This is a genomic window from Methylocystis sp. WRRC1 (genome assembly GCF_020733155.1).
GTDB lineage: Bacteria > Pseudomonadota > Alphaproteobacteria > Rhizobiales > Beijerinckiaceae > Methylocystis.
In genome coordinates, this window is record NZ_JAJFZJ010000001.1 from 2,874,369 (window position 1) to 2,895,934 (window position 21,566).

The 21,566-nt window shown below is 57.9% G+C and carries 14 protein-coding genes; 11 read left to right on the top strand and 3 right to left on the bottom strand.

The window, feature by feature from the left end; translation table 11 throughout:
* The first annotated feature begins 339 nt into the window (after window positions 1–339).
* A complete protein-coding gene (locus LG047_RS14030) occupies window positions 340–7,356 on the top strand; it encodes a SpvB/TcaC N-terminal domain-containing protein (protein ID WP_227967414.1) in 7,017 nt (2,338 codons plus the stop codon).
* A gap of 1,073 nt (window positions 7,357–8,429) precedes the next feature.
* The gene (locus tag LG047_RS14035) at window positions 8,430–8,906 is read left to right on the top strand and encodes a hypothetical protein (protein ID WP_227967415.1); all 477 of its coding nucleotides are present in this window, start codon (window positions 8,430–8,432) and stop codon (window positions 8,904–8,906) included.
* Between the two features lie 188 nt (window positions 8,907–9,094).
* Here LG047_RS14035 and LG047_RS14040 read toward each other — a convergent pair whose 3' ends face one another.
* Window positions 9,095–9,487, bottom strand: coding sequence for a type II toxin-antitoxin system PemK/MazF family toxin (locus tag LG047_RS14040; protein ID WP_227967416.1), 393 nt, complete (start codon window positions 9,485–9,487; stop codon window positions 9,095–9,097).
* 197 nt (window positions 9,488–9,684) lie between these two features.
* Here LG047_RS14040 and LG047_RS14045 point away from each other — a divergent pair, with 197 nt between their 5' ends.
* Both LG047_RS14045 and LG047_RS14050 read left to right on the top strand, forming a co-directional pair.
* Window positions 9,685–9,891 (top strand): hypothetical protein, encoded by a 207-nt coding sequence (locus LG047_RS14045; RefSeq protein ID WP_227967417.1) that lies wholly within the window; start codon window positions 9,685–9,687, stop codon window positions 9,889–9,891.
* Between the two features lie 143 nt (window positions 9,892–10,034).
* Window positions 10,035–10,886, top strand: coding sequence for an ArdC family protein (locus tag LG047_RS14050; protein ID WP_227967418.1), 852 nt, complete (start codon window positions 10,035–10,037; stop codon window positions 10,884–10,886).
* 51 nt (window positions 10,887–10,937) lie between these two features.
* On the opposite strand, the gene LG047_RS14055 is transcribed toward LG047_RS14050, so the two are convergent.
* A complete protein-coding gene (locus LG047_RS14055; protein ID WP_227967419.1) occupies window positions 10,938–11,288 on the bottom strand; it encodes a hypothetical protein in 351 nt (116 codons plus the stop codon).
* Between the two features lie 360 nt (window positions 11,289–11,648).
* Between LG047_RS14055 and LG047_RS14060 the strand changes: the two genes are divergently transcribed.
* The 5 genes from LG047_RS14060 (at window position 11,649) to LG047_RS14080 (ending at window position 15,587) form a co-directional block, all read left to right on the top strand.
* Window positions 11,649–12,281 carry a DNA cytosine methyltransferase gene (locus LG047_RS14060; RefSeq protein WP_227967420.1) on the top strand — a complete coding sequence of 211 codons (633 nt, stop codon included), beginning with the start codon at window positions 11,649–11,651 and terminating at the stop codon, window positions 12,279–12,281.
* On the top strand, window positions 12,278–12,913 hold the full coding sequence (locus LG047_RS14065) for a DNA methyltransferase (protein WP_227967421.1): 636 nt from the start codon (window positions 12,278–12,280) through the stop codon (window positions 12,911–12,913). The genes LG047_RS14060 and LG047_RS14065 overlap by 4 nt, the downstream gene beginning before the upstream one ends.
* Window positions 12,910–13,224, top strand: a complete 315-nt coding sequence (locus tag LG047_RS14070) for a hypothetical protein (RefSeq protein ID WP_227967422.1) — start codon at window positions 12,910–12,912, stop codon at window positions 13,222–13,224. Before LG047_RS14065 ends, LG047_RS14070 begins: the two co-directional genes overlap by 4 nt.
* 216 nt (window positions 13,225–13,440) lie before the next feature.
* Window positions 13,441–13,653, top strand: a complete 213-nt coding sequence (locus LG047_RS14075) for an AlpA family transcriptional regulator (RefSeq protein WP_227967423.1) — start codon at window positions 13,441–13,443, stop codon at window positions 13,651–13,653.
* A gap of 308 nt (window positions 13,654–13,961) precedes the next feature.
* Window positions 13,962–15,587 (top strand): type IV secretory system conjugative DNA transfer family protein, encoded by a 1,626-nt coding sequence (locus LG047_RS14080; protein WP_227967424.1) that lies wholly within the window; start codon window positions 13,962–13,964, stop codon window positions 15,585–15,587.
* A gap of 65 nt (window positions 15,588–15,652) precedes the next feature.
* Here LG047_RS14080 and LG047_RS14085 read toward each other — a convergent pair whose 3' ends face one another.
* Complete coding sequence (locus tag LG047_RS14085; protein ID WP_370635055.1) at window positions 15,653–18,745, bottom strand: TrlF family AAA-like ATPase; 3,093 nt, start codon at window positions 18,743–18,745, stop codon at window positions 15,653–15,655.
* A gap of 222 nt (window positions 18,746–18,967) precedes the next feature.
* Here LG047_RS14085 and LG047_RS14090 point away from each other — a divergent pair, with 222 nt between their 5' ends.
* A complete protein-coding gene (locus tag LG047_RS14090; RefSeq protein WP_227967425.1) occupies window positions 18,968–19,375 on the top strand; it encodes a hypothetical protein in 408 nt (135 codons plus the stop codon).
* Window positions 19,372–21,477 carry a type IV secretory system conjugative DNA transfer family protein gene (locus LG047_RS14095; RefSeq protein WP_227967426.1) on the top strand — a complete coding sequence of 702 codons (2,106 nt, stop codon included), beginning with the start codon at window positions 19,372–19,374 and terminating at the stop codon, window positions 21,475–21,477. The genes LG047_RS14090 and LG047_RS14095 overlap by 4 nt, the downstream gene beginning before the upstream one ends.
* The last annotated feature ends 89 nt before the right edge of the window (window positions 21,478–21,566 follow it).

Sequence of the window (21,566 nt, forward strand, 5' to 3'; positions counted from 1 at the left end):
GTAGCGTTCTCGAATCGGCGAGACGAGAGAAGGTAGCGCATGGATATTGATGAAGCCGTCTCGAATCGACACGATATATCCACACGCGCCAGTGGCGGGCTTCCGGAATAGGCGTAGCATATGGGGCATATGGGGTCGCTCTGGCCACAAAGAGCAGGAGTTCTCGAACGAAGCATCGCTGCTGTGTTGCTTGTCGCCCTCAACCTTTCGTCGACTGGCGTCGCACTGGCGCAAGAAGCGCCCATTCAAGATGACGCAAGTCCTCCTGTTCGAGCAGAACGGCATGTGAGTCCAGAGCGAGATTCTGTGGGAGGCGCAGCACCCGAGGTTGCGCCGCCCGTGCCAGAGAATCCGCCTGCGGCAGCTCCCGCCCCGCTCCCCGAACCATCACCGAGCGATACGGCGGTCGACGTATCGAATCCGGCAGCAGGCCTCACCCCCGAGACGCCTGCACCAGATGCCGCGGCCGCATTCTCAACAGGCGTCGTCGGCGAATTCACGACGATGGAAAACAATCTGCCTTACCGCGCCGGCTACGAATCCGGCGCTCTCACATACTCGTACCCGCTGACGCTGCCTCCCGGCCGCAACGGCCTGCAGCCCGATCTGCAGCTGTCGTACAGCAATCAGCATTCGGCAGAAGACGTACTGTTCGGATACGGGTGGTCATTGAATATTCCGTTCATCCGGCGAGAGAATCGCAGCGGCATCGAGAAGATGGCGTCGAGCAGTTCCTTCTACTCCTCCCTCTCCGGGGAGCTTGCGACCACGAGCGCAACGAGCACCTATATCGCCAAATCAGACGACGGCTCATTTCTCTCGTATCTCTTCTCGGATAATCGCTGGGTCGTCACCGACAAGCGAGGCACGCGCTACACCTTTGGCTCGACCACCGCGGAGCGGCAAGACGACCCGGCCGACAGCACCCGCATATACAAATGGATGCTGACGGAAGTGCGCGACACGAACAACGACTTCATCACATACCAGTACTACAAGGACGCAGGACAGATATACCCATCATCAATCATCTACACAGGCAACGGCGCTACGAATGGCGTCTTTCAGATCGACTTCACGCGTACGTCACGCACCGACAACAAGCAGCTCACCGCGCTCGCCGGCTTCCCGGTGAAGACGAATTACCGCATCAGCGAGATCGCTGCGAGCGTCAACGGCTCATGGGCGAGAAAGTACGCGCTCTCGACCGGCACCGGGGTCGCAGGCAACCGGCTGCTCCTGACCGGCATCACCGAATCCGGCAGAGACGCAGGAGGAGGCGTTGTCACTCTCCCGGCAGCAACCTTCTCGTACGCGACCACGACGAAGGGGTGGGCACAGGATGCCTCGTGGTCGATGCCCGCGGCCGTGACGACCGACGCCACGGGCTTTTACTTCATCGACGTCAACGGCGACGCGCTGACCGACGTCATCCGTTCATACGACTTCGGCGCGGGCGCCCAATACAACGACGTCTTCCTCAACGACGGCGATGGCACCTGGACGAACAGCACCTCGACCTGGGCGCTTCCCATCTATCTCTATCACGGCATCTGGAGCGCCAACGGCGCGGGCCTCGCTGACCTCAACGGCGACGCGCTCCCTGATATCTACGAGAGCTACGTCGCCGGCACGACGACCATCAACAACGTGTGGATGAACACCGGCGCAGGCTGGGCGCTCAGCAGCACGACACTGCCGCTGAATATGGATAGCGCGTACACCAGCACCTACGTCCTCGACGTCAACGGCGACGGCCTCACCGACTTCGTGCGCCACATCGCCTACAACCCCTCCCTCATATTCGACGACGTCTTCATCAATAACGGCGACAGCACATGGACGAACAGCACGACTACCTGGGCCGTGCCGGTCGACATGGGTTGGGATGGCACCGGCATGGCCGACCTCAACGGCGACGGCCTGGTCGACGTCTACCACTCGAACTCCGGCACCAACACCGGCGGCCCTGCAAACAAAGTATGGCTGAGCACCGGGCATGGCTGGACGCTCGCGAACGATTGGCAGATGCCCATCTCATTCGGTGGCAACAAGGTCGCCGGCTTCGGCGCAGAGATCGTCGACGTCAACAGCGACGGCCTTGCGGACGTGGTGAACAAGGTGTGGTACGGCGAAACCAACTACCACGACGACGTGCACATCAACAACGGCGACGGCACATGGCGCACCGAGACCGACTGGAGCGTGCCCGAGTACACAACGAAGGAGGGCGTCGGGTTCTCCGACCTCAACGGCGACGGCGTCACCGACGAATTCCAAAGCGATCTGCAGAGCAACAATCACGTCTGGATCAGCAACAACCGCGCGACCGATATCCTCATACGGGCGAACCTTCCGAAGGGCGGCGCATACAACTTCGCGTACCAGGCGACGCCACGCTACAAGGACGCATCCAACCAGCTGCTCAATCCGAAGCTCCCGTACCTCCTGCAGACGCTCTCGGCAGCAGGCTTCGACGACGGGCTCGGCTTGCGCGCCACCACCACCTACAGCTACCACGGCGGCGTCAACCACTACGAGAGTGCGTCCAACCACCGTCTCGGCGGCTTCGCGAAGATCGTGCAGACAGACTCCGATCGCACCATCACGACGTACTTCCACCAGGGCAACACATCGTCCACGACGCTCGGCGAGTACAGCGACTCCTACGGCAAGATCGGCAAGCCGTACCGCGTGGAGACCGCCAGCACCGCCGGCACCCTCTACCACCTTGCCATCACCAAGTGGGATGAGGCGACGACCAGCGGCAGCGCAACCTTCCCATTCCTCGCGCAGACTGTTGAGCTGTCATACGACGGCCTGGGCACGCACCGCGATCGCGCGACCTCGTACACCTACTCGTCGACGACGGGCAACCTCACCGAGAAGAAAGAATGGGGAGAGGTCACCGGCGCGACCGATGGCACGTTCAGCGACACCGGCACCGACAGCCGCACGACCACCATCAGCTATGCGTTGAGTGGCGGCTCCAGCGTGAAAAACGCGCCGTACGATGAAGTCACCGTCGACCACAGCGCGACGCAGGTGAAGCAGACCCGCCATTACTACGACAATCTCGCGCTCGGCTCGGTCAGCCTTGGCAACGAGACGAAGACCGAGGAATGGAAGGACGGCACATCCTACGCAAGTACCACGCGCACCTACAACTCATACGGCCTCGTCATGCAGTCGAAGGATGCGCGCGGGAACACCGCGACTTCTACCTACGACCCCTACAACCTCTACGTCGCCACCACCACCAACGCGCTCTCACAGTCGACCACTTACTCGTACGACTATGCCTCTGGCAAGGTCGCCACGACCACTGACTCGAATGGACTCGTCACAAGCACCGTGCATGACGGCCTTGGCCGCCCCGTGCTTGTGAAGCAACCCGACCTCACGACGCCGTCGACACTCGTCACGAAGTCGTCCTTCACCTACGTCGACAACACACTGCCCACTTCCGTTCGCCGCACCGACCACCTCAACAGCGCCACGTCGACCGACGCCTACCAATACTTCGACGGCCTCGGCCGCATCATTCAGGAGCGCAAGACCGCCGAAGCAGCAAACACCTTCGTCGCGCGCGACACCGCCTACGGCCTCAACAGTCTCACGTCATCCGAGTCGCTGCCATACTTCTCGACCGGCTCGTCGTACACCTCGCCGACGACCACCGCATCGCTCTTCACCACCTACACCTATGACGCCCTGCGCCGCCCAACGACAATCGCCACCGCCGTCGGCACTACGACCAATGCCTACACGCCATGGAAGGTGACCACCACCGACCCGAACGGCTCGGTGCACGACTACCTCAAAGACGCCTTCGAGAACCTTGTCCAGGTCAACGAGTATCTTGCCACATCTACCTACTCGACCACTTACACCTACGACGTACTCAACAACCTCACCAAGATCACCGACGCTCTCGGCAACATCCGCAACTTCACCTACGACGGCCGCTCGCGCCGGCTCAGTGCGCAGGACCTGCACGCGCCCGCTGACGGCACCTTCGGTGCCTGGTCGTATTCCTACGACGACGCGGGCAATCTCACGCAGACCGTCGACCCGAAGACTCAGACCATCTACTACACCTACGACGCCCTCAATCGCGTAGCGACCGAAGACTACACCGGTTCAAGCGGCACCGAGGTAACCTACACCTACGACTCCTGCACCTACGGCAAATTACGCCTGTGCATCGCCAGCAGCACGGCGGCTCGTTACCAGTTTACGTACAACCCACTCGGCTCGAAGGCGACAGACACGGTGACCATCATCGGCACCACCACGTCCTTTGCGACCGGCTACACAGTCGACCGGCACGGGAACGAGACACTCATCACATACCCGGACAACACGCAGGTTCGCTATGTCTACAATGCCGCCGGCCTCATCGACTCCATCCAGGCGAAGGAATCAGGGTCGAACTTTACGAATATCCTTACCAACGTCGACTACGCGCCAACATGGCTGCCCACGACCCTCCAGCTCGCTAACGGCGTGACAACGGTCAATACATACAACCCCGCCGCCCTGTACCGGCTCACCTCGAAGGTCTCGACGCTCCCGAATGCGCAGAAAGCGCAGGACCTCACGTATACCTACGACGCCGTCGGCAACATAACGCGCATCGTCGACGCCTCGACCGTGGCGACAGCCAAGACGATGGACTACACGTACGACGCGCTCTCGCGCCTCGTCACTGCCTCTTCGTCGGCTGCGACATCAAGCCAAGACTTCAAGCATGCCTTCTCGTACGACGCGCTCGGCAGCATCCTCTCTGGCCCGGCCGGCACATATAGCTATGCCGGCACCGGATATACCAACCCGCATGCGGTGACATCGATCTCCAGCGGGGGAGGAGGAGCAAGCACCTCGACCCCGACCTACATCCAAAGCGTACTCGACCGCTCGACCGGTTCCGCCACGCTGCCGAGCTCGGTGACGGCTGGCAACACCGTCATCGTCGGAGTCACCGCGTGGGGCACCGTGCCTATTCCGTCAGATGCCATCTCCGACAACAAGGGCAACACCTACACGAAGCTCGGGGAGGCGGTGAATGGCGACGACCGCGCGGCGATCTTCTACGCCAAGAACGTTACCGGCGGCTCTTCCTTCACTGTCTACTGCAGCATCAACAACACGTTTTCGGTGCACGAGTATTCGGGCATCGCCACCTCGTCGCCAGTCGACAAGGTCGCGACGAGCACGGGGTCAAGCAACACACCCACTACCGGCCCTGTGACGACAACGGTCGGTAACGAACTCGCCTTCGGCGTCGCGTGGAGCATGGCGCACAATGACTCCTGGACAGCCGGCTCCGGATACACCAAGCGTCAAGAGCAGATCGACAACAATTCGTACGAGCGACACGCAAGCGAAGACCGCGTTCTCACGACTGCGACGACGACCTCGGCGACATTCACAACCGGCACGAGCGACGAATGGGCGATGGCGTTAGCCACCTTCAAGCCACTGGTGACGCAGGGAGGCGGCGGCTCGGCCACCACCTACACCTACGACAACAACGGCAACCTTGCGGCCGCGAGCCCCTGGACGTACGCCTGGGACTATCGCAATCGCCTCACCTCGGCAGGCACCGGCGCGGCAACGTCTACATACTCATACGACCACACGGAAAACCGAGTGAAGACGGTGGAAGGCTCGCAGACGACCTTCTTCCCGAACAAGTATTTCAGCACCAGCGGTGCGACGAACACCAAGCACATTTTCGCCTTCGGCCTACCCGTAGCCACGATCGACCGAACACCTGGCTCGCCAAGCGGCCCGAGCACCTCAACGCCCGCGATCATCCAGTCAGCCGTCGCAACGAGCGGTGTCGTGACGCTGCCGAATTCCGTGACGGCTGGCAATCTCGTCACCGTCGCACTCTCCGTTTGGAGCACCACCGCAATTCCGACGAACGCAATTACCGACAACAAGGGCAACACCTACACCCGCGTCAACGAGATTGGGAACGGCGACGACCATATCGCTATCTTCTACGCCAAGAACGTCACGGGCGGCTCCTCCTTCACTATTACCAGCAGCAAAGGCGGTACCATCTCGGCACACGAGTATTCCGGGGTTGCCACGTCGTCGCCCTTGGACAAGAACAACAAGGCAGTCGGCACCGGCACGGCACTCTCCTCCGGTTCCGTGACAACCACACTGGACAACGAGCTGTACTTCGGCGCGGCGTGGAGTATGAACACAAACGATACGTGGACAGCCGGGACAGGCTACACCCTTCGCACGCAAGTCATCGACAACGACTGGGTAGAGCGCCACGCGAGCGAGGACAAGGTCGTTTCGACCGGCACGAGCACAGCCGCAACGTTTACCGTCTCCACGAGTGGCGCGTGGGCGGCCTCTCTTGCCACCTTCAAGCCGCTCGTCTCGGCTTCCAGCGGTAGTTCGGCGACCTCAGCAGTCCGCTTCATCCTCGCCGATCATCTCGGATCAACGCAGGTCGTGACGAGCAGTACCGGCACTGTCGTGCAGACACTCGACTACTATCCGTACGGTGTCACACGCCTCGATTCGAAAGTGGGCACGTATGCCGGAGCGCAGCGAGAGTATATCGGCGAATACGGCGACGCGACCGGGCTAAGCTACCTAAACGCCCGCTACTACGACGGGGGAAGGGGACAGTTCCTCTCACAGGACCCGGTGTTCTGGGAAATCTCGCGGACCCGAGAGGGCCTAGTCGTTCTCAGTAACCCACAGCAACTCAATAGCTATGGGTATGCCAACGCCAATCCAGTTACAAGCAAAGACCCAAATGGCCGGTTTGCTAGTTCGGCGGCCTTTGCTCCATTGATTCCAGAAATTGCTGTTACAGCGCCCGCTTGGTTGCCGCCAGTCATAGCTATAGGCTCTGTTGCAGCGGCCGTATATATTGCTTCGCAATACTACCCAGCGCCTGGCGTGGACTACCAAACAGGTCAGTTGGTGACACAGAATGCTTACCTAAACGGCCTTCCGGACGGATCCATTAGGCCGCCACATGGAAAGTGGGGCCCTACAATCGCAACAATTGGTGTCTCGATTGGCTTAATTGATGTAGCGCAGTCACTCATGGAAAAGGCAGATAGCATTGCGAATACGGCGGAAGCATTCCGCAATTCCCAAATGCCTAGACCGCAAATTGTAAAGCAGTTCCCAGCAGGCTATCCAGAGGCATGCCGCGACAGCTGTATGCCGACTGAATCAATTGCAGCGCCACGAACCACTACGACAGGACAACAAACCTCCCTAGTGGAGGGGACCAACCTTCCTCAAATGGCGCAGACAAACGCAGAATTACGAAAACCACAATCTACATGTGGCGTTATCTGTAAATAAATCGATTATGGCTGGCAACTTTTTTCACATCTTAACGGTCTTTTTTGGAGCGACGGCGACCGCTTATGGCTATCTTCGATGGAAGAGAAGCCTGCATAACGATGAGCTGCTTTGGTCTATCGCTGGTCTTTATACTCTCTCCGCTGGCCTCGTCCACCTGTTTTCGACGAATGTGACCGCGATACCAAATGATACTTTGCTGATGATAGACATAGGAACGGTCGTACTCTGGATTGGCACAGGTCTTCGCCTAGGAGTTTGGCGACGGTGATAGCCCTCGAACGTATTGCTAGTTGTAATCTGACGTAATGTGTTACCTACGATCAATGCATTCTTAGCCGTTGTAGGGCAGGTAAGTTCAATCATCATTGGCGCAGCCATCCTGACTTGGGGATTATTGCTAGCGACACATCACTCATATCAACAATGGAATTTTTCACGCAGCGAAGGAAAGCGACCTGACATAAAGTCAGATGAGTATCAAAACGCCGTTGCCAACATGCGCATCACCGGATCAAAAGGCGCTTTCATAGGAGCACTCATGGTAATTTTTGGGCTTGCGACGCTAGGACTGCTCGACTAAAGCCTCTACCAGAAACACATTGTGCCAGTAATATCCTTGATAATCGCAGCATTGGGTCTTGTCTTTATCGCGCGCAGCGCGCGAATCGCCGAGTGGCTGTACGATCTCCATCATCCATGGTTTGAAACTTTGTTCTCTTGGCTCATCGATACTGATGCTCCCTGGTTCCGAAAAACATATGACGTCGCAATGTTCGCTGTAGGGATTTCGCTCCTCATAGGCGCGTATGTGACCTACTTCGGGCCATTAGCGTTGTAGAGGCAGCCATACTTCCAAGGACCATTAAATCCAACAGGAATTGACGGATGGGCAACTGAAATAGAACATCGACAAATCTGGATACGAGACAAGGAAGGGGGCTGGCTTGACATAAAGCGGCAGCGTGTCGCAGTGCGAACCTCTCTTTATGGTCGTATCAGGGGAGGGGAATAGCTAACGTTGCTATAATTTCGTCGGGTCACGCAAACGGATGACAACTCGTTGCGCCATCATGACACAGGATTCCAAACTTAATTTTGCCTGTCCCCATTCATTCCACAAAATGATCACTGAGCGACACTTTGTGCTTCGAGCACCGACAATTCATACCATAGTCATGGTGGTGTTCGCTGTCCTCGCAAGTCTTGCCTTCAATCCAGGGGAGTTTGACGCCGGCGCAATGATTAACCGAGCATGGTTCATATTTGCGATATTATTGGTGGCTCTATTTATTCAATTCGGCCAGACAATCACTATCACAGGCGACACGATAACTCGTACATCCTTGATTGGTCGTCCAAGAACACACACGATTGCGGATATTTCAAGTATAAGTGAAGACAATCAAAATGCAGGGTGGTTCGTTCCCACGGCCACAAAGATCGTTTTCCGCGATGGCGATCAGATAACATTTACCGGTATCGATAGCCGCTCGAAAGCGGACGCGATCAGTTATATTCAATCGCGCCGAAGCGAAATCACGGGATGACCCTGATGATTGCCAATGCTGCAGGTCGCGAAACAAATATTGTGCGACGCTAGAAAATGGCTCTGTTGAGGCATTCCCTGCCGACCTTCGATTTCGCACGTTGCGGCTTGCGCGAACCATGCCTTCGCGTACAATGAACTTACATTCGGGATTCTCCCGCGGCCCCGCCAGCAATGGCGGGGAATTTTTTATCGATAGAGCGTTCGGAACCCGTCTTTGATCCGCTCGAAATCCTCGTCGTCCAACGCGCCGAGCTTCGATGACAGTCGTCGATGGTCGATCGCACGCGCCTGATGCAGGCACGCCGCCATCGACTTCTTGTTCTGGCGAAATGCGACGAACCAACTGCCTTGTCGCTCCGCGGTCGTTGTCGGCACGACGAAGTAGAAGCCATGGGCAAGCTTTTTGTAGATCACCACCGGTCGAGAGAACAGATCGCTTTTCCCATTGATTTCCGAACCGACGTTCTCTCCGACGCTCGCCCACCAAATGTCTCCCTCGGAGACGAACGGGGGCTGATGCCTTCGACTATGCAAATTTCCTTTGAGGGTTATCCATTTTCTGAATAGCACGTCCTTCATACGCCGCGAATGTTGAGCCGGCGCATTGTATCACGGTGCCCGCGTCCCCATCCCGCTGCCTCGTGCTATAATCCAAATCGTCGAGATTTCAGCCCAGGTTGAGATCAGTGCAATCGCTCCCCTATTGAACTGCTTCCCGCGGATTAATCAGGCAATGAAAATGGCGGTTCGTCAAACCCTCCTTTCGAGGCTGCATCATGAATATCGAAGCGATCATCTTCATCCTTCTCCTCGTCGACGCCGTCGGCGCGAACCTGATGGTCTACTTCGGGCGTGACTGGTATCTGCAGCACTTCCGCACGATGTCGCGGTGGTTCCCGCCTGCCGAGGGATGGGCGTTCTATTACCTCGTCCTCGTCTTGTGGGTGGGCTCGCTTCTCTACCGCGCCGGCAAGTTCTTCTGAGCACCGGCGAAAGATTCTTTCCACTGCAGACCGGCGCTACAATTTACTGAGCAGCCTCCTCCTCCCCATTCGGCGCACGACTCGCGCGCGTCGATTGTGAGGAGGAGCAGACCAATGACACGTTCGTTGACACGGAGGCGGCCATGCACATAGCCGCCGTCTACGAGAACGTCACCAAATCCATCATCGCCGAACTCGAAGGAGGAACCGCGCCGTGGATCAAGCCATGGAAGAGCGGCACGCGCGTCGGCATCATGCCGGCCAACGCGATTAACGGACACCACTACCGTGGCATCAACGTGCCGATACTCTGGCACGCGGCCGATGAGCGAGGCTTCCCCAAAAACGCTTGGCTGACCTTCAAGCAGGCGCTCGATGCGGGCGGCCATGTCCGCAAGGGCGAGAAAGGCACGCAGATTGTGTTCACCAAACGCATCAGCGTGACCGACGACGATGACGAGGCACGCCAGATTTCCATGTTGCGCGCGTTCACCGTCTTCAATGTCGCGCAGGTGGAAGGGGTCGAGGCGCTCGCTCCCCTACCGGAGCCACCGCTCTCTGGCGTTGTCGAGACTTTCGTCTCAGCGACGGGCGCGGACATCCGCCACGGCGGCGACCGCGCCTGCTATGTCCCCTCTCGGGACTTCATCGCGCTGCCGAATGCAAGTGACTTCGAATCCGAGCAGCACTACGAAGCGACCAAGCTGCATGAGCTCGTCCACTGGAGCGGAAACGAGAAGCGCCTCAAGCGCGATCTCGCGAACCGCTTCGGCACAAAAGCATATGCGGCCGAGGAGCTCGTCGCCGAGCTCGGCGCGGCGTTCTTGTGCGCGCATCTTGGCGTGGAGGGACGCCTTCGTCACGACGAGTACATCGCGAGTTGGCTATCGCTTCTGAAGGAGGACGACCGGGCCATCTTCACCGCAGCGTCGAAAGCGAGTGCGGCAGCCGACTACCTGCGCTCATTCTCCGAGAAGCTGGAGGAAAGCGCATGACCGGATCCGGAGCCCCGCGTTGAGCGGGGCTCCTTTTATCGCAGCATGACATCAGCGAGAATATGTGCCGGTATGGCCGTCATCGAACCGGCGCATGAGTTTGCCACCCGGTTTGACCTCCAATTCGAGTCGATCAAATTTCATAGGGTCTTCCGCGTTAGCCTCGAATGTCGACGCCACGAGCGTCACTACCTGACCATCGCGCGACCAGCAGCCCGATGCTAGTTCGTCGAGCGCGCCATAGGCCAGCATGTATTCAAACTGGCCGTTCGCCTGCAGCCGAAGTTCCGACCCGACTTCCATCACGCCGCGCATAGAGTAGTGACCGGCGAGCGATGCATCGGCGCGAACACACTGAGCGGTGGCGCTCGACGTCGCTATCATCATCACGAGAACAGCCATGGTAGCGGATTGCCTAAAGCGTCTCATCCCTATCTCCGATGCAAGGGTGGTGTACTCAGCTTCGTCTACAAGCGACTGAGCAACGTCGCAGTGCGTTTGCGCACATTGCACCGGGCTCGATATAAATGTGTGTACCACCGTCGTCTTTGGAACGAGATTTCCGTAACCAAGCGGGCCGGCGGTAGCGGCTTTACCGTGTTACTTCGCGAGACGAATGACGGGAGGCGTGTGAGCGAATATTTTTTGTGTCCTCATAGCCATTCACTGGCAACATGGCGGCGCGCACCTGAACATGCGTGACGGTTACAGCTGAATTTTCTGGGAATAAATGGGTGTCCGCCACATTGGAGGACACACCAGATGCAGACAATCGAATTGTTCAGCGGCACCGAATCGTTCAGCGGTGTCGCTCGGCGCTTCCGCCATCAGACTTTCACCGTCGACAACGATAATTCGTTCAACCCCGACCTATGCGAGGACATCCGGCATATTCGGGTAGGAGACCTGCCTTGCCGCCCCGACATCCTTTGGGCGTCGCCGCCCTGTGAAGGATTCAGCGTCGCGGTCATCGGCAGGAACTGGCATCGCGACGGGCGGCCCAAGACCGAACGAGCTCGAACCGCGCTCGCTCTTGTCGTCCGCACCCTCGCTCTCATCGCCGCCACAGGCCCGACTTGGTGGTTCATCGAGAACCCGCGCGGGATGCTCCGCAAGATGCCATTCATGCAAGGACTCACGCGGCACACCGTCACCTATTGCCAGTACGGCGATACGCGTATGAAGCCGACCGATATCTGGACGAACGCCGGGTGGTGGAAACCTAAGCCTCCCTGCAAGAACGGCGATGCGTGCCACCAGGCCGCCCCGCGCGGTTCGAAGACCGGCACGCAGGGCATTGCCCTCGCCAAAGACCGCAGCCGTATCCCGCTCGCGCTTTTCGAGGAGATGTTCGCGCAGCTGCAGGCCGCCAATGACAACAGGAGGGCGGCATGAACCGGCTCATCCTCGGCAACTGTCTCGATACCTTGGTGCGGCTTCCGGACAAGAGCATCGACCTGCTGTGCACCGATCCGCCCTATGGCATCGGCATCGCAAAGACCGGGAAGATCGGGAGCTCGACGTTCACGCCCAAGAACTGGGATTCCGCTATCCCGCCGAAAGTCTACTTCGACGAGATGCTCCGTGTGAGCAAGCGCCAGGTGATCTGGGGCGGCAATCACTTCGCGCATTACCTTCCCCCGTCTCGATGCTGGCTGGTGTGGTGGAAGAATGACGGGCTGCCCTGCGGCACCTTCGCCGACTGTGAATTGGCGTGGACTTCATTCGCCAAGCCCGCACAAGTGTTCAACAGCCGCTGGCGCGGGTTCGTCCGCGACAGCAAGGAGCCGCGCGTCGGGCATCCGACGCAGAAGGCCCTCGACGTGATGAAGTGGTGCGTCGCGTCGTTCAGCAAGCCTGGCGAGACCGTCCTCGATCCATTCCTCGGCTCCGGCACCACGGCCGTCGCCTGCAAACTCCTCGGCCGCAACTGCATCGGCGTCGAACAGGACGCCGAATATTTGGACATGGCGCGCGAACGGCTTCGTCGCGCCACGCCCGCCAACGACAACAGGAGGACTAAATGAACATCGAAGACCGTATCGCTCTCGCCAAGGACCTCATCAAGAGGCGGGAAGAGATCGACCAGCAGCTCGTCGAGCTGTTCGGCGGCGAAGCCCCGAAGAAGCCGAGGTGCTCGATATGCGGTAGCACGGAACACACGGCGCGTACCTGCCCGCAAAAGTCCGCCAAGGAGAAAGCGTTGCCGCCGTCATCGAGCGCGCTCCCTTCCTTCCCGTTCGACGCCCTGTCGCGCCTGACGGGAAGCGGCGAGGGAGAAACCGAGCCGTTCGAACATCGGCCGCCGTCCGATAGAGACCCGCTCGGAACGACCTAAGACCTCACTCGGGATAGCCCGGCAGTCGCGCGACGTCGCTGTCGTCAAAACCCGGAGCCCCGCATCACGCGGGGCTTCCTCTTTTCCAGAGCAGCCATGTTCCGCCATGTTCAGCCACGTCACGCTCGCCGCAGCCATGGTGACCTGTTATATTCTTTTCGCCCGCCGGCGGTTCCTGGCGAGCATCGCGATGCTCCCTGACACGGGAGTATTACGATGCACATCGACAGACTGCTGGTCTCGAAAAAGGAGCTCAAGACGATCGGTATCCCTTACAGCTTCCAGCACATCTCGCGACTCGAAAAGGCGGGCCAATTCCCCAAGCGGGTACAGCTCGGACAATGCCGGGTCGCCTGGTGCTACAAGGAAATCTGTGAATGGATTGCCGAGCGGATCGCCCGACGCGATCCAGCCACTTCGGCTGAATAGTAACTCCTGACAAGGGTGCTCTTGGGGGCTGCCGGCATTTGCCGTCAGTCCCCCTTTTTTATCCCCTGCTTCCCGAAACCCACCCGACAGCTCCCCTCGCGATCGAGCGCGAACACATATATCAGCTCATATATTCGGTCATATATCCCGCATATATGACCCACGATTCAACAAACCGCTGAATTATCAACACTTCCGCGCCAGTTCGCGTGCGCTATCGCGCCCGACCCAAGGGCCTTTCTGTCCCCTGTCGGAGGCCAGCCAGCCACGCGCTCCGGCCACAAGGGCACGTCGCGCGGGAAAGCCCCTTGGGTCGGCCGCTTAGCGCGGCACGACGAACTGGCGCGGACATCACCAGACGACACAAGCAGACTAGCTTACGCTTCGTCACCGGCGCTGCGCAGCAGCGCCCGGCCGAAAATTTTCACCGCTTCGACGATTCCCGCGCGCCCAATTCAAAGGGGCGCGGGTTTGAGCAGCGTGTTGCCGCTCCGTCGGCCAGGGTCGCCTATAATGAAAGCGGGAAGCTCTTCCGCGCGGGTGACCGCGCACAAAGGCCGGCGCAAGATACCGATCGAAGATCGTACCAGCGGCACGAACCCTCGACACGGCTCCGCCGCCGGCCTATGCGCACGGACGGTTCCACGATCCTTGGTGAGCTCGCGACGGGCGAGGCCGTTCCTTTGCTGCCGGAAGACCGCCGCCGCCATTTGTATATCATCGGCCAGACGGGTACCGGAAAGACCGGACTGCTGGTCAATCTCATGCGCGCGGACCTCGAAGCCGGCGCGGGGTTCTGCTTCCTCGACCCGCACGGCGACGCGAGCAAAGACATTGCCGGCATGACGCCGGCCGAGCGGATGAAGGACATTATCTATCTCGACCCGTCCGATCCCGAATATACCTTTGCTTACAATCCCCTCTCGAACGTGCCGGAGAATGAGCGCGCCACAGCGACCGCGAACATTGCCTCGGCGTTCAAGAACATCTGGAGCCAGAGCTGGGGGCCGCGCCTCGAATTTATCCTGACGAACGCGCTGCGGCTCCTCCTCGACACCAAGGATCAAACTTTGCTCGGGCTTCCCCGCCTACTTGTCGATGACGTCTACCGGGAATGGCTTGTCCGCCGCTGTGCCGATCCGGTCATTCGCGGCTACTGGCGCGACCGTTACGCCGATTACGACCCGCGCTTCCGCAACGAAGCGATTTCGCCGATCGAAAACAAAATCGGCGTTCTGCTCGCAAACCCGTACTTGCGCGCCATCCTCTGCCAGAACGCTTCGACGCTGGACATCTCTCGCATCATGAACAAGGGCAAAGCGCTGATCATCAATCTCTCCAAAGGCGGGCTCGGGACGGAGCCAGCCCACCTTCTCGGCGCGTTGCTGATCACCGCCTTCTCCCAGGCCGCAGAAGCCCGGCGACACACACGCGAGAGCGAGCGGCGCGACTTCACGCTCTACGTCGATGAATTCCAGAACTTCGCGACCGACAGCTTCGCCTCGATCCTGTCAGAGGCACGAAAATGGCGGCTGTCCTTGGTCGCGGTGAATCAGCATATTGCTCAGCTGCCGGAAAGCCTCCAGCATGCGGTCTTCGGCAACGCCGGGACGATCATCGCCTTCCGCGTGGGCGCGCAGGACGCCCCAGCGATTGCCGCCGAACTCGGCATGTCGAGTCCCAAGCCATTGCGCGAGACCGATAATTTCCACGCATGGTTGCGTTTGATGCGGGAAGGCTCCCCACGCGAAGCGCGGCTAATCCATACCTTGCCGCCACCACAGCGAGGCAAGAAGTTTGAACGCGTCCTTGCTCACGTCCATGCCCGTCATATGGTTCCCCGTGCGCTCGTCGAATCACGAATCAATGCTTCCTTTCCCAAGACGCCTGCTAAACGCCCACGCCATCGCCGCAAGGTGCGCGAGCCAGATTGATTGCCTGTTGCGACCAGCCATAGTGATTAGCTTCGGGCACATCCCGCCCAGTGCTGTGTGCTTCTTTAATGATACTTCTTGCTTCGATTGTCGAAAGCGGGCTTCGTGCCCTCAAGCACATTCACAACGTGTCCGTTTAACCTCGAATTCTCGATCGAGCCGGTCGAATAGCGGATAACAGAGCCGGCCTTTCTATCGAACTCGGCAAAAATGATTTGCTCCGCGTCACACACTACTGCTAAGTTTGGGTTGTGCGTCACCATGATGATCTGCCGTTGTTCTTTCGCCGCGCTGAGGACAGGCACTAGCAAACTGACCACAGTTTCGTTGTCGAGATTTTCTTCAGGCTGATCGAGAATAATCGGATTGCGGCCCTTATCTACGAGCAGGTAAAAGATAAGGAGAAGAGCACCGCGCTGGCCGGGCGATAGCTGTTCGATCTGAGTATCCTGGAATAGCAGCGTGTACTTTGGCTCTAGATAACCTAGCCCGAAAATATAGTCATACACGTCCGTAGGCACCTTACCTTTTCGCATCAAGGGTCCAAGATCGAATCCTTCACGGGTGCTTTGGCGTGCAGCGTCCTGCAACAGGCTATGTACGTCATCAACAAATGCGAGAGCTCCGTCTTTCTTGTCCAAATCATGCGTGTCGCAGCGTGATTTAATTTGCTGGCGACTCTCATCCTCGCCCCTTATGTTGCCCGCATTTTGCTTTATTAGGGAGAACAAATTATCGGAAATGCTATCATGAAAGCACGACAGCTCTGCCTTAAACTGCAGCTTATATTCCTCGCGGATCAACTGATTATCGGCGATAAGCTTTTGCAAAGGCACGAAAAGTGCAGAACGAGCATCACGTTGTTCAGACAATACGTCAAAAATCGACGCCGTCAGGGTGGCGCGATCTTTCCGCTTTGCCTCAAGCTGCGCCGGTAATGCATCAATTTGTTCGCGACGCCTTTCCAATCCCTTCATACTGTCCGGCACACTCTCGGACCCAATAAGAACCTCAACGTTCTTTTCCCACTCTTTCAATGACGACACATAACTTTGGTAGAGCCTCTGGGGTTCGTTGAGCGCAGCAGCCGCAACTTTCTTTGTTGCGGCATGTTGCTCACGCATTGCGGCCATCGCAGCGAGTTTCTCGGCAACTATCACTCCCTCTGCTTGTGCGTCATCTATTGCTTTGTTGACGCATTCGCGATTAATCGCAATCGAGACTACATCGTCGATCTTGATGCCTAGTTTAGATAGAGGAACCGTCAACTCCGCTCGAAAAGCTCCCAATTGTGTCTCGAACAGATCAATCCGCTCGATTGCTTCCTTGGCAGCGTTTTTGATTGCTGCAATTTGAGTTTGGTGCTCGCGAGAGGCTTTTTCTTCTACTACGAGTTCTGCATCAGATTTCGAAATCTCGTTCAGCTTGGTAGCAGCTTCCTGTTGCTCCGTGGTCAACTGCTCTGACGGTTCAGTTATTTGTGCCGGCTTCGCCTCCTGCAACGACTTGAGCTGCACCTGCTTAAGCCTTATCTGCTCCTCGATGTTTTGCCGAACAGAGGGGTGCATCTGGTCTTCGATCGCAGCTATCGACCTATTAACCGCGTTTAGATTCTTTCGAGCCTCGCTTAATCTTCCTCGAAAACCTTTCTCTTGTTCTTCAGTTAGCTGATCGAAGTCGAGCGCACCAAGGCGGGCCTCATCAGAAATGTGCGAAAAAATTACCGCTCGAAGCTCTCGTTCAAAGGCGCCTGACCTTCCAGCCACGTGGTCATTGCAAAGCGCTTCAAATCGTCCTTGAGGAATGTAGCGAATCAACTCCACTCGCTCAGACGACGGATCGTCTGCCAGGTTCATTTGATACGATTCGCCCGCGAGCCAATTAAGTGTGCCATTAAACTGGCGAGCAGGCTCGCCAGATTTCCCCCTGAAGCGATCGGGCTTAAGGAATGAAAAGAACTTTCGTTCCTGGGAGTTTCCAAGAAGCGCTAGCACGTCCGCCAATGCGCTCTTACCGCTACCCTTGTTGCCGATGATCGCCACGAGATCAGGATTTAGTGGGACATCAATTCCATCAAACCAGATATCGGCAAGCGCGCTATTGGAGACCTTCGAAATCGAAACTGACTTCACATAAAAAGAACCATTCTTCGCCACTTGTTGTAGCTTAGGCGGCTGCGAGCCAATATAGCAGCGTCTTGCCGGTTCCTTGATCGTTTGGAGGAGGCCAAGCCAAGTCGGGTCTGCCTTTATCCAGGTAATTCTATCCGATGGAAAATCGCCATAACCGCGCCGATCATTGTCCCCGACCACCCCTACAAATTGGTGAGCATCGCTGCCCGAGATTGGAAGACGCGGAACGTTTCGCAACGCAGCTTGAAAATTCTCGATCCACTTCTCGTTACCTTCAACTTTCCGTCCCACAAAGGCATTCCAAGTAGCATCGTCTCGGGCTTCGAAAATCGGAGAAGCCTCAAAGAGGCCTATCGCATACGCATAATGTTCCAAGAACTTGATGCTACCCAATCCATCATTCGTCGTGAAGGGCATGTAGCCGACTGCCATGTTGGCGGGAGCAGCTCGGATCGCATCTTTGTAGGAATCAACTTTGAGTTCCGCGACCACATACCCTGCTTCCAGAGCTTTCTGGTCGTCGTGATCAACATCAGCCTTGTCAAAGCCGTGAACCTTTAACTTGTCCTTGCCAACTCGCCGCGCATAGTCGATCAGCGCGCCACGAGAAAGTGGCTGATCAGTCAATTCGAGTCTGAGGCGAGAAAGAAAGTCCAATAGATGCTGGTCAGAAATTTCGTCTGAGAAAAGAACGTGCGCATTGAGTCGGCCCTGCATTGGAGCGGCGAGTCGTAACTCGACTCCAGGAAACAAAGTCTTTTTGAGAACCGGTGCTCCCTTCTGGGCAAGTCTTTTTTTGATGGCAAACCAACCGTCGAAGCACCAGTAATCCATCAACCCAAAAACCGCTGGCGTCGCGCCATTTAGCGCTTCGATCATTTCGTCCACCAGGGTAATATCCCGAGGCTGATCGAATCCGGGTGAGAATTTCTCGCCCCGCCAATGAAAAGAAGCCGGGGAATGGATGTGAAGATCCCATTGCCGCCACTCTGACCCTCTTGGGTATGGGCTTGAATTATTCGTCATAAGTTCTCTTGGAATGCGCTGGTTGCACACGAATCACCACTGTTCGGGATTCGAATGAAATCTAATATCGAATGTGAGACCTTGCCAACGGCAGCTACACAGACGAAAACACCTTAACTAAGTTACCAGAGCCTTAGCCACTACGGAAGTAGAGCGTAAAACTGGCTATCGCCGGCCCTGCGAAGCCTTGACGAAAGCCAAAAGGATGCGGATTTTGGCTGAATGCGAGTGAGAATCGACCGGGAGCGTGAGGAACGCCGGATTCCGACCGGATGGTTCGCTCGCATCTCCATTCCGGCCTATTGCATCTATCTCACCATCCATTTTAGCGAGGAGGAACGCTACCTGCTCAGGCATGCCGGCCTCGGCCATTACGTCTTCTTCCGCGCGCCTCTCCCCCCGGACGTGACGGACCCGGAGAAAATCAAAAAACTCAACGCAGAGGACTTCGGTCTGTTCTTCCTCCGCGATCTTTTCGCCTTTTCCCGCAAGACCTTGCTCGGCGTTTGGCCCGACCTCATCGCCGCCGACCAGGCGGAGACAGCGCTACGTCTGAAGTTGGAGGAAGTCGCCGAGCACCTGTCGCGCGCCTCTGGGACGACGGAGTGCTCCGTCGTATACGAACTGTGACTCTGTGGGAGACCGTCTGGAACCAAGTCAAGGCCGAGATGCCACAGCCGGCGGCACGCCCGAGAACCTGGGGCGGCTTCCTCGGTGCAACGGCAATGGCCCTCGCCATCATCATCGTCTGGTTCCCAATCCGCTTTATCGCTGAACTACTGAAGGCCATCGATCTTTCCGAGAAGCCCGACCACACTGCCGAAGCGCGAAACCTGTTCCGGCAAGCCTATTCCCTCTCCCGCGACCTCCCGAGCAAGAACGATTTCGCCGATTCAGTGCTGCGCCATGTCCAGCTACCGCGCAGCCTGCACGACACCCTCTTCGAGTCCCTGCGATCGCTGTACGCCGAGAACATGATGTTGGAGGTTCCGCCGATCCCGGCAGACCTGGACAATCTCGACGGCATCCGCTGGCGCGACCGGATGCGCCGCGAGATCGCACGCATGAACGAATCATCCCTCATCGCCATGCGGAAGGCCTGTCTCGCTGCTATCGAAGCAGCCATCACCGCCCTGCCAAAGATTGTCGGCGATGGCGAGATCACCTCGCCACTCGGCACGCTGGTCAATCCGGGAAGGTTCGTCGAGACCCTCGTCCGCCCGCTCAACGCCTCGCACTTTCCGGCCTTCGCGGATCGCTACGAAGATAACGTCTATCGCATCTCCGGCATCGCCCGCAGGAAATATGACAAGCCCCCGAAACTCGCCGAGCCGCACCATCTCGACGACCCATCCCCGTTCCTCGACGGCACGCCGTTCGCGAGCATTCTGACGACGCCGCTCGGCACGGACATCCCCCAAAATATTCGCAACGAGCACCATTGGATCGTGGCCGGCAGCGGCGCGGGCAAGACAACGGCGCTACACTACCTTCTTGCCAAGGACTTGGAACGCGCCGCACGCGGCGAATGTTCGATTGTCGTCATCGATAGCCAGCACCAGCTGATCGAGGAGCTGTGGGGCCTCAAGCTCTTCGCCCCCGGACAGCCGCTCGATGGCAAGCTATGCCTCCTCGACGCCGCCGATGTGGAATATCCGATTGCGGTCAATCTGTTCGACATGAAGCTGGATCGGCTTGCAACGCTATCGCCGCTCGAAAAGGAGAAGCTGACCAATAGCGCGCTTGAGATGTATGACTTCATCATCGGGTCACTGCTGCAAGCCGAAATGACCAGCCGTCAATCGACGCTGTTCCGGTTTGTCACCCGCGCCCTGTTCGCAATCCCCAACGCCACGATTCATACCTTCCACGACATCCTCGCGAACGGCCCCAAGAAATATCAGCCGTATATCGATACGCTCGACGACACGACGCGCCAATTCTTCGCCACCGATTTTGCCAATGCACAATGGAAGCAGACCAAGGAACAAGTCATCGCTCGATTGTGGGCCGTGCTCGGTAATCAGACATTCCTGCGCATGTTCTCCAGCCCGCAGTCGAAGATCGACCTGTTCGCCGAGACCAACACACCAGGCAAGGTCATCCTGATCAATGCCGAAAAGGGGTTGCTCAAGGAAGAAGGCACCGAGCTGTTCGGCCGCTTCTTCCTGGCGCTCATCAATCAGGCGGCGGCGCAACGTTCGTCGCTCCCGCGCAGCCAACGACTTCCCTGTTTCGTCTACGTCGACGAATGCCACAATTACATCCACAACGACCCGAAGGTGCAGATCATCCTTGCCGAGGCGCGCCAGCAGAATATCGGCCTCGTGCTCGCTCACCAGTATCTCGGCCAGATTGAATCGCCCGTGCTGCGGGCGCTTGCCGCAAACACCAGCATCAAGATGGCCTCGCGCATTGAAGGTGCAGATCGTTCCGCCATGGCGCGCGACATGAATACCGTGCCTGACTTCATCCGCGATCAGCAGGTTGGCTCTTTCGCGACTTTCGTTCGCGGCGCTACCCCGCAGGCGATATCGATGCGTTTTCCCTTAAACGCATTGTCCCGGTTCGCTACCATGACGGAGGCCGAACGCGCCCTTGTCAGGCAACGCAACCGAGACATGTATGCCAACTCCATCGACTCGAAAACCGACCAGCACCACGAACCGCAGGAAGGCTCCACTGACCGCCCCGCATCAAAGTCAAAGCGCCGCAATCCTGATGCGTCATAAGGCAGGATCAAGAATCACACGACCTTGCGGTACGGAGCCAGAGGAAAAATCTCGCCCGTGGTAAAATTTCTCCACGGGAGCATGGCGTA